Annotated in this window: 10 protein-coding genes, 1 tRNA gene and 1 pseudogene; 2 read left to right on the top strand and 10 right to left on the bottom strand. The window is 70.4% G+C overall.

Annotated features, from left to right (window positions below):
• Both IY392_RS04625 and rplJ read right to left on the bottom strand, forming a co-directional pair.
• A pseudogene (locus IY392_RS04625) lies at positions 1-147 on the bottom strand (50S ribosomal protein L7/L12); the annotation flags it as partial.
• A gap of 60 nt (positions 148-207) precedes the next feature.
• A complete protein-coding gene (rplJ, locus tag IY392_RS04630) occupies positions 208-720 on the bottom strand; it encodes a 50S ribosomal protein L10 (RefSeq protein ID WP_107757109.1) in 513 nt (170 codons plus the stop codon).
• A gap of 336 nt (positions 721-1056) precedes the next feature.
• On the opposite strand from rplJ, the gene IY392_RS04635 reads away from it, so the two are divergent.
• Entirely contained in the window at positions 1057-2061 is a 1005-nt protein-coding gene (locus IY392_RS04635; protein WP_194860633.1) for a diacylglycerol kinase family protein, read from the top strand.
• 127 nt (positions 2062-2188) lie between these two features.
• Positions 2189-3367 carry a CaiB/BaiF CoA-transferase family protein gene (locus tag IY392_RS04640; protein ID WP_194860638.1) on the top strand — a complete coding sequence of 393 codons (1179 nt, stop codon included), beginning with the start codon at positions 2189-2191 and terminating at the stop codon, positions 3365-3367.
• A 66-nt stretch (positions 3368-3433) separates the two neighbouring features.
• On the opposite strand, the gene IY392_RS04645 is transcribed toward IY392_RS04640, so the two are convergent.
• From IY392_RS04645 to hadA, 8 genes are all read right to left on the bottom strand, one after another.
• On the bottom strand, positions 3434-4369 hold the full coding sequence (locus tag IY392_RS04645; RefSeq protein ID WP_194860634.1) for a hydroxymethylglutaryl-CoA lyase: 936 nt from the start codon (positions 4367-4369) through the stop codon (positions 3434-3436).
• A gap of 152 nt (positions 4370-4521) precedes the next feature.
• On the bottom strand, positions 4522-5244 hold the full coding sequence (gene rplA, locus IY392_RS04650) for a 50S ribosomal protein L1 (RefSeq protein WP_194860635.1): 723 nt from the start codon (positions 5242-5244) through the stop codon (positions 4522-4524).
• 91 nt (positions 5245-5335) lie between these two features.
• Positions 5336-5770, bottom strand: a complete 435-nt coding sequence (rplK, locus tag IY392_RS04655) for a 50S ribosomal protein L11 (RefSeq protein WP_007631783.1) — start codon at positions 5768-5770, stop codon at positions 5336-5338.
• Positions 5771-5969: 199 nt separating this feature from the next.
• Positions 5970-6863 (bottom strand): transcription termination/antitermination protein NusG, encoded by an 894-nt coding sequence (gene nusG, locus IY392_RS04660; RefSeq protein ID WP_017838121.1) that lies wholly within the window; start codon positions 6861-6863, stop codon positions 5970-5972.
• Positions 6864-6927: 64 nt separating this feature from the next.
• Positions 6928-7278, bottom strand: coding sequence for a preprotein translocase subunit SecE (gene secE / locus IY392_RS19560; RefSeq protein ID WP_017838120.1), 351 nt, complete (start codon positions 7276-7278; stop codon positions 6928-6930).
• 37 nt (positions 7279-7315) lie between these two features.
• A tRNA-Trp gene (locus IY392_RS04670) sits at positions 7316-7388 on the bottom strand.
• A 151-nt stretch (positions 7389-7539) separates the two neighbouring features.
• Positions 7540-7986 (bottom strand): MaoC/PaaZ C-terminal domain-containing protein, encoded by a 447-nt coding sequence (locus tag IY392_RS04675; protein ID WP_194860636.1) that lies wholly within the window; start codon positions 7984-7986, stop codon positions 7540-7542.
• On the bottom strand, positions 7983-8384 hold the full coding sequence (gene hadA, locus IY392_RS19410) for a (3R)-hydroxyacyl-ACP dehydratase subunit HadA (protein WP_194860637.1): 402 nt from the start codon (positions 8382-8384) through the stop codon (positions 7983-7985). Before hadA ends, IY392_RS04675 begins: the two co-directional genes overlap by 4 nt.
• Positions 8385-8451 lie beyond the last annotated feature (67 nt).

The following is an 8451-nucleotide window of genomic DNA, read 5'->3' on the forward strand; positions in this document are numbered from 1 at the left end:
CTTCGAGGTCACCGCGGCCGCGACGGCGACCGGAGCGGCCGCGGTGACCTCGAAGGTGTCCTCGAACAGCTTCACGAACTCGGAGAGCTCGAGAAGAGTCATCTCCTTGAAGGCCTCGAGCAGCTCGTCGTTGCTGAGCTTCGCCATGGTGGCGTCCTTTCTGTTGGTCCCGGTACCGTCACGCGGCCCGGAAACGTGTGGGGTGTGTCAGTTCTTCTCGTCCTGCAGCGCCGCGAACAGACGTGCCAGCTGCGAGGCGGGCGCGTTGAACAGGCCGGCGGCCTTGGCCTGGTTGCCCTTGAGGGCACCGGCCATCTTCGCGAGGAGGACCTCGCGGGACTCGAGCTCGGCGATCTTGTCGAGTTCGGCGGCGGACAGCGTGGCGCCGTCCATCACTCCGCCCTTGACGATGAGCGCCTTGTTGTCCTTGGTGAAGGTCTTGAGCGCCTTGGCGGCGTCCACGACCTCACCGGTGACGAACGCGATGGCGGTGGGGCCGGTCAGGAGGTCGTCGAGACCCTCGACACCGGCTTCCTTCGCCGCGCGCTTGACCAGGGTGTTCTTGGCCACGGTGTACGTGGCGGAGTCACCCAGCGCCTTGCGCAGTGCGGTGACCTGCGGAACGGAGAGTCCGCGGTACTCGGTGACCACGGCCGTGGTGGAGTTCTGGAAGTGCTCCTTGATCTCCTCGACGGCCTGGACCTTTGCGGGCTTTGCCATGTTTCGCCTCCTCTCTGCTTCTCACTGCCGAGAAATGCGCGAACGCCCCGGGCGCAGGTGGCACGGGGCGTGGGGGAGGCGGGCGCGGTGGCTCGCGGTGTCCTACGCTGACCGGTGTTCTCCTGCGCGGGCCGTCCGGGCGCTCCCGGACCCTTCGACCGCCCCCGGCGGGGACGGTGACCTGCGGTCTTCGGTGAAACTTGATCAGATGCCCGACGGACTGATCCGGCAGGCGTTCAAACTTCCCCATCAGGGTATAGGCGGCGGGCCGCCCCCGCCAAATCGACGACAGACCTGGGAATGGCGGGTCGGGCGCGTTTCTGACACTGTGGTGCCGTGCCTCCCGCCTCGTCCCGCGTCGCCGTCGTCTACAACCCCATCAAGACCGGGGTCGACGAGGTCCGTCGCCGCACCGTGGAGAGGGCGGCCCTGCACGGGTGGACCGATCCGGTGTTCTACGAGACGACCGAGGACGATCCGGGGGTCGGTCAGGCCGCGGAGGCGGCCGCCGGCGGGGCCGATGGAGCCGGTGGGGTCGGCCTGGTGATCGCCTGCGGAGGGGACGGCACCGTGCGGTCGGTCGCCCAGGGACTGGTCGGGACCGGGATCCCCATGGGTGTGGTCCCCCTCGGGACGGGCAACCTGCTCGCGCGGAACCTGGACATCCCGTTGGACGACGTGGACCGTGCACTGCGCGTGGCGATGAGTGGTCGGAGCCGGGGAATCGATCTCGGCATGGTCCGCTATACCGACGGCGAGGGGCAGGCGCACGACGATGTCTTCCTCGTCATGCTCGGCGCCGGGATGGACGCGGACATGATCGCCAGCACCCATGACGGCCTCAAGGCCCGGGTCGGGTGGCTCGCCTACGTCGGCGCCTTCGCCAACACCCTGCTCCGGGGGCACAGGATCAAGGTGGAGTACTCGCTCGACGACGGGCCGGAGATCCACACCCGTGCCCGGACCCTGCTCGTGGCCAACTGCGGGATGCTCCAGGCGGGGATGATCCTGCTGCCCGACGCCGTGATCGACGACGGCCTGCTCGACGTGTTGGCCATACGGGCCAAAGGCGCCCTCGGATGGGCGCAGGCCGGCGCGGTCCTGGTCCACCACACGTTCCGGCATCAACTCGCCCCCGTCCTTCGGAGGGGATCCTCCCGCGGGGAGGGCAAGGAACGCCATGAGACCCGGCCACTGGACTTCCGCCAGGGCGAGGCGGTGTCGGCCCGGATACTGGAGAAGCCCGCGTCGTTCCAGATCGACGGCGAGGAGTGCGGAACCGTCACCGAGTTCTCGGCGTGGATCAAACGTCGCGGTCTGACCGTGCGGGTCGCGCACTGAACTCCCCGGCATCACGCCGCGGCGGCCGTGAGAAGGCGACGGAGCGCGACGGGGCGCGCACCAGGAAGGGAGACAGGCGTTGGAGTCCACGACGGAGGGCCGGCACCGGGTCGGCGCGCTGGCCGGGATGCTGGTGCTGGAACTGGGGACCCTCATCGCGGGGCCCTTCGCCGGCCGCCTCCTGGGCGACATGGGCGCGCGGGTCGTCAAGATCGAGGATCCGGGCCGGCCGGACCCGCTGCGCACGTGGGGCCAGGGCGAGCGCGACGGTCGCCGCCACTTCTGGACCGTCCACGCACGCAACAAGGAGTCGATCACCCTCGACCTGCGCTGCAACGACGGCGCGGCGATCTTCCTCGATCTCGTCGCCCGCGCCGACGTCGTGGTCGAGAACTTCCGCCCGGGCACCCTGGAGAGATGGGGCCTGGGGCCGGACAGGCTCCACGAGATCAACCCCGGACTGGTGATCGGCCGGGTCTCCGGATACGGCCAGAGCGGCCCCCGGGCCGCCCGCGCGGGGTACGCCTCCGTCGCCGAGGGGGTCTCGGGTCTACGTCACCTCAACGGCTTCCCCGACATGCCCCCGCCGCGTATGGCCCTGTCCCTCGGCGACACCCTGGGCGGCATGTTCGCCGTCCAGGGCGTCCTCGCCGCGCTGCTGGCACGCGCCACCACCGGCCGCGGCCAGGTCGTGGACGTCGCGCTCACCGAGTCGTGCCTAGCGGTGCAGGAATCGGTGATCCCCGACTTCGACGCGGCGGGCGTGGTGCGCGGCCCGTCCGGCACCCGGTTGGAGGGGATCGCCCCGTCGAACCTCTACCGCGCCGCGGACGGGGTGTGGGTCATCATCGCCGCCAACCAGGACACCGTGTTCCGGCGGTTGTGCGACGCGATGGGGCGTCCCGGGCTCGCGCAGGACCCGCGCTTCGTCGACCACTCCGCGCGCGGGGTGCATCAGGACCAGATCGACGAGATCATCGCCGACTGGGCCGCGGAGCGCACGGCCGAGGAGATCGCCACCGTCCTGGAGGCGGCCGGCGTCGTGGTGGGGCCGGTCAACACCGTCGCGGACGTGGTCCGGGACGAGCAGTTCCTCGCACGCGACATGCTCGTTCCCCACACCGTGCCCGGGGTCGACGACACGGTCCTCGGCCCCGGGGTCGTGCCCGTCCTGGACGCCACCCCCGGGTCGGTGCGGCGCGGTGGGACGCCCGAACCGGGATTCGACAACCGGGCGGTCTACTCCGAACTGCTCGGGTTCACCGACGAGAACCTGGCCGATCTGGCCGACCGCGGCGTCATCTGATCCGACCGCACGGACCAGCGCGGCGGGCAGGGTCAGCCAGCGGACGGGGTCAGCCGGCGGGCAGGGTCAGCCAACGGGCAGGGTCCAGTCGAACCGGTGGCCGTTGCCGTGCGCTCCCGCGGCGGTACGCGAGCGCGAGTCCTCCCCCAATTCGGCGAGCATCCGGTCGGACGCCCCGACGAGCGCGTGGAAGCGACCGGGGTCGAGCCAGTCGGGTCGCAGCGCGAACAGGACGTCCTCGGTGGCGGTGTTGCCGGAGGCACCGGGGGCGAACGGGCAGCCGCCGAGGCCGCCGAGCGACGCGTCCACCATCCGCGCGCCCGCGTCGACCGCGGCCAGCGTGTTGGCCACGCCCATCCCCCACGTGTCATGACCGTGGAAGACGATCCGCCGGTCGCCCGCCGGTTCGACGACGGCGGCGACGAGGTCCCGTACCTGACGCGGGTGGGCGTGACCGAGCGTGTCGGCCAGGACGACATCGACCGTTCCCTCCCCGCGCGGGTCGGCGACCAGCCGCAGCACCCGCTCCGGATCGACTGGGCCCGTGAAGGGGCAGGTGAACGCGGTCGCCAGGCAGAGCTGGACTGTCCCGCCGACCGAGGCGGCGGCCTGCACCGCATCGGGCAGCGCCGCCACACTCGTCTCGGTGTCGCGACCGATGTTGGCGGTGTTGTGCTCGTCGGTGACCGACAGGCAGTACTGGAAGCGGCGGACACCCGCGTCTGCCGCGCGGCGGACGTGCCCCGGCGTGGCCACCCACACCCAGCAGCGGTCCCGCTCGTCCTCGTCCAGGGCCGCGACGACGTCGAGCGTGTCCGCGAGCGCCGGGACGAGATCCGGCCGGGCCATGGACCCCACCTCGAGATCCGGCACACCGAGCCCGAGCAGCGTCCGCACGAGCGTCACCTTGGACGCGGTGGACAGCCGACCGTCGGTGAGCTGCAGTCCGTCGCGCAGGGCCACGTCGCGGACGGCGACCGTCCTCGTCGGGTAGCTGTCCATGAGGACATCCTCTCCTATCCGGGCACGATGGGTGGTGGTGAGCGGGGCTGCGAGCGCGCGTGGTCGGCCTTCGCGGCGGCGGCCGCCGCCTCGAAATGCCGCGGGCCCCGCGCCGGAATCCGGTCACGGGGCCCTGCGGGCGCGAGATCAACTCACTGGGAGTCGGCGCCCGCCTCGAGGAGCTTGGAGATCGCCGACGGATCGACCGGGATGCCGGGGCCGGTCGTCGTGGAGATGGTGACCTTCTGCATGTAGCGGCCCTTGGAGGAGGACGGCTTGAGGCGCATGACCTCGTCGACCGCGGCCTGGTAGTTCTCCGTGAGCTGCTCCGTGGAGAAGGAGGCCTTGCCCACGATGAAGTGCAGGTTGTTGGCCTTGTCGGTGCGGAAGGTGATCTTGCCGCCCTTGATGTCGCCCACGGCCTTGGTCACGTCCATCGTGACGGTGCCCGTCTTGGGGTTGGGCATGAGGCCACGCGGACCGAGCACGCGGGCCACACGGCCGACCTTGGCCATCTGGTCCGGGGTGGCGATCGCGGCGTCGAAGTCGAGCCAGCCGCCCTGGATGCGCTCGATGAGGTCGTCGGAGCCAACGACGTCGGCGCCGGCGGCCTCGGCCTCGGTGGCCTTCTCGCCCGCGGCGAAGACGATGACGCGGGCGGTCTTACCGGTACCGTGCGGAAGGTTCACGGTGCCACGGACCATCTGGTCCGCCTTGCGGGAGTCGACGCCAAGTCGCATGGCGACCTCGACGGTGGCATCCATCTTCGTCGAGCCGGTCTCCTTGGCCAGGGCCAGGGCGTCCAGAGGCGAGTACAGCTTGGTGCGGTCGACCTTCTCAGCTGCGGCCTTGAAGGCCTTGCTGTTCTTGCTCATGTCAGTTCCATTCCTGCCGCGTCTTCACGCGCGACGGTCGGGTGTGGTGCGGGCCTGAGCTGCCCTCCCACAGATGTTCGGGGGGTGGAGGTCAGGCCTCGACCGTGATGCCCATGGAACGGGCGGTGCCGACGATGATCTTCGCGGCCTGGTCGATGTCGCTGGCGTTGAGGTCCTCCATCTTGGTCTGCGCGATCTCGCGGACCTGGTCCATGGAGACCTTGCCGACCTTGGCGGAATGCGGGGTGCCGGAGCCCTTCTGCAGGCCGGCGGCCTTGAGCAGGAGCTTGGCGGCCGGCGGCGTCTTCAGCTTGAAGTCGAACGACCGGTCCTCGTAGACCGTGATCTCGACCGGCACGACGTTTCCGCGCTGGTTCTCGGTGGCGGCGTTGTAGGCCTTGCAGAACTCCATGATGTTGACACCATGGGCACCCAGAGCCGGACCGACCGGCGGGGCCGGGTTGGCTGCGCCGGCCTGGATCTGGAGCTTGATGAGCCCTGAGACCTTCTTCTTCTTCGGAGGCATCGTCTTCCTCAGTCTTCCTGGTTCTTCGACTGGATCTCGGCTCCACGCTGTACACGTGGGACGCCGACTGTCGTGTGCGCGTAGGCGCAACCTTGGAGATTCTACGCGCGGGATCGGGTTGATCCCTAATCGCGGCGGAAAGCACGGAACCCGCCCCGCGCGGTGTGCGCGGGGCGGGCCGTCGGCGTGACCGGGTTCGTCAGTCGATCTTCTCGACCTGCGAGAATCCCAGTTCGACCGGCGTCTCGCGGCCGAAGATGGAGACGAGCACCTTGAGCTTCTGCGAGGTCGGATCGACCTCCGAGATGCTGGCGGGCAGAGTGGCGAACGGGCCGTCCATGACGGTGACCGACTCGCCGACCGTGAACTCCACCTCGACGGCCTGCGGGACCAGTCCACCCTCGGCCTCTCCGCCGGGGGCGGCGGCCTTCTTCTCCGGCTTGGGGGCCAGGAACTTGGCCACGTCGCTCAGCGAGAGCGGGGTGGGCGCACCGGCCGCGCCCCCGGTCGCGCTGACGAATCCGGTGACACCGGGGGTGTTACGGACGACGCCCCACGACTCGTCGTCCAGGTCCATGCGGACCAGCACGTAACCGGGAAGGACCTTACGGTTGGCGACCTTCTTCTGGCCGTTCTTGACCTCGGTGTACTCCTCGATCGGGACCTCGACCTGATAGATCTTGTCCTCGGCCCCGAGGGTGACCGCACGCGTCTCCAGGTTGGCCTTGACCTTGTTCTCGTACCCCGCGTACGAGTGGATGACGAACCAGTCGCCCGGGAGCTTGCGGAGCTGACGCTTGAAGGCGATGACCGGGTCGATCGCGGGCGCAGCCTCCTCGGCGGAGGCCTCGGTCGCGTCGGTCGCCTCTGACTCGTCGGACGCCTCGGCCTCGTCGGCAGCCTCTGACTCGTCGGCGCCCGCGACGGCGTCGATCGCATCCGCCACGGCCTCCGCGGTCGGCGGGACCGCCGCGTCGGAGGGATCCGCCGACGTGTCACCGAGCACCGCGTCCGCCTCGGTCTCGGCCTGCTCGGCGGCGGCCGGGCTCTGCTCGACGTCCTCGGACTCGGGGCTCTGCTCGATGTCGCTCACGGAAAATGCGGTCCTCTCGAAGTTCGGCGGTCCGGTTCTCGCCCCGGACCTCCAGCGGCGGGTGTCAGCGGTCGAAGACGAGCTCGACGAGCTTGCCCGCGCCGAAGTCGACGCCGGAGACCAGCGCGGTCATGAAGATCAGGAACAGGAACACCACGATGGTGTAGGTGACCATCTGGTTGCGCGTCGGCCAGATGACCTTACGCAGTTCCTCGACGACCTGCCCGATGTACTGGAACGGGTTGGCGCGGCTGTTCCGCGTGTCCTCCGCGGTGTCCGCATCGGTGCGGACACGACTGGCGACGGTGGTGTCGCCCCGGCCGGCTTTGCCGGTCGGAACAGGGGCACCGGTGGGGACGGCCGCGCCGTCGGAACCGCGCGCGCCGCTGGTGTCGTCGTCGCGATCCTGACTCACGCGGTACCTCCGGGTCGACTGTGGCTGGCGGGAAGGGCAGGGGCGACAGGACTTGAACCTGCAACCTGCGGTTTTGGAGACCGCTGCTCTGCCAATTGAGCTACGCCCCTTCGGCCGGTCTCCCGGCCACCCGTGCCGTCTCGCGAACCGCGGACCGCACGAACGCCTCGACTCTACAGTGTCGGCGGCTGCCTGAGGCAGCGTGGGCCGCGACCGCGGGCGGTCGGGCGTCGCAAGTGTACGACAGCCCCGGCAGTGGCCCTAAATCGCGACGGTGACGATCGCCTTGCCGAACACCTTGGCCCCGCCGCAGGTCACGGCGAGTCCGACATCTGCCGTGGAGCCGTCGCCTGAGATCTTCTTCACCGCACCGTCCACCACCAGCACGGCCGGGGCGTCGGCGGGCACCACCACCGGACCGGCGAACCGGATGGAGGTGGCCACCACCCGGTCCGCTCCCCCGGCCCACTCGGCCACGACCCCGATCGCCAGTGCCGAGGTGAGCATCCCGTGCGTGACCACTCCGGGCAGCCCGAGCGCGCGGGCGGCGTCGTCGTCCAGGTGGATGGGGTTGTGGTCACCTGACGCGTCCGCGTACCGGCGGAGGTCCTCGCGCGTGATCTCCAGGCTGCGGGCGCCGATCGGCTCGCCCGGCTCCGGTCGCCTCGTCGTCGTCGGATCGCCCGTCGTCGGATCGCCTGTCGTCATCCCTCGACCTCCGCGGTGAGCAGCGCACTGGACAGGGTCTGGACGGCGGCGCCGGACGGGTCGCGCAGCACCGTGTCGAAGCCGATCATGCGCCCGCCGCGCGCGGACCGGACGCCGGTGACCGTCGCGGTGGCGGTGAGGACGTCACCGACCACGATGGGCCGGTGGTGCACGGACGACTGGGCGGTGTGCAGGGTGCGCGACAGGTCGATCCGCAGGTCCGGGTGTCCCATCACCGCGCGCTGGACCGGCGCCGTGAGGGCGGCGGCCAGGGTGGCAGGGGCCTGACCGGGGGGCGCGCCGACGGCCTCGGCGAACCGCGTCACCACCTCCGCGGTGACGGTGACGGGGTCGCCGGTGACGACGAGGACGTGGTCGTCTGCGTTGTCTGTGCTCACACCGGCCGACGCTACCCCAGCCCGTCCGCACCAAACCGCCGATGCGACAGGGGTACGGCTCCTACGG

The sequence above is a fragment of the Dietzia sp. SYD-A1 genome, from assembly GCF_015356725.1.
Taxonomy (GTDB): domain Bacteria; phylum Actinomycetota; class Actinomycetes; order Mycobacteriales; family Mycobacteriaceae; genus Dietzia.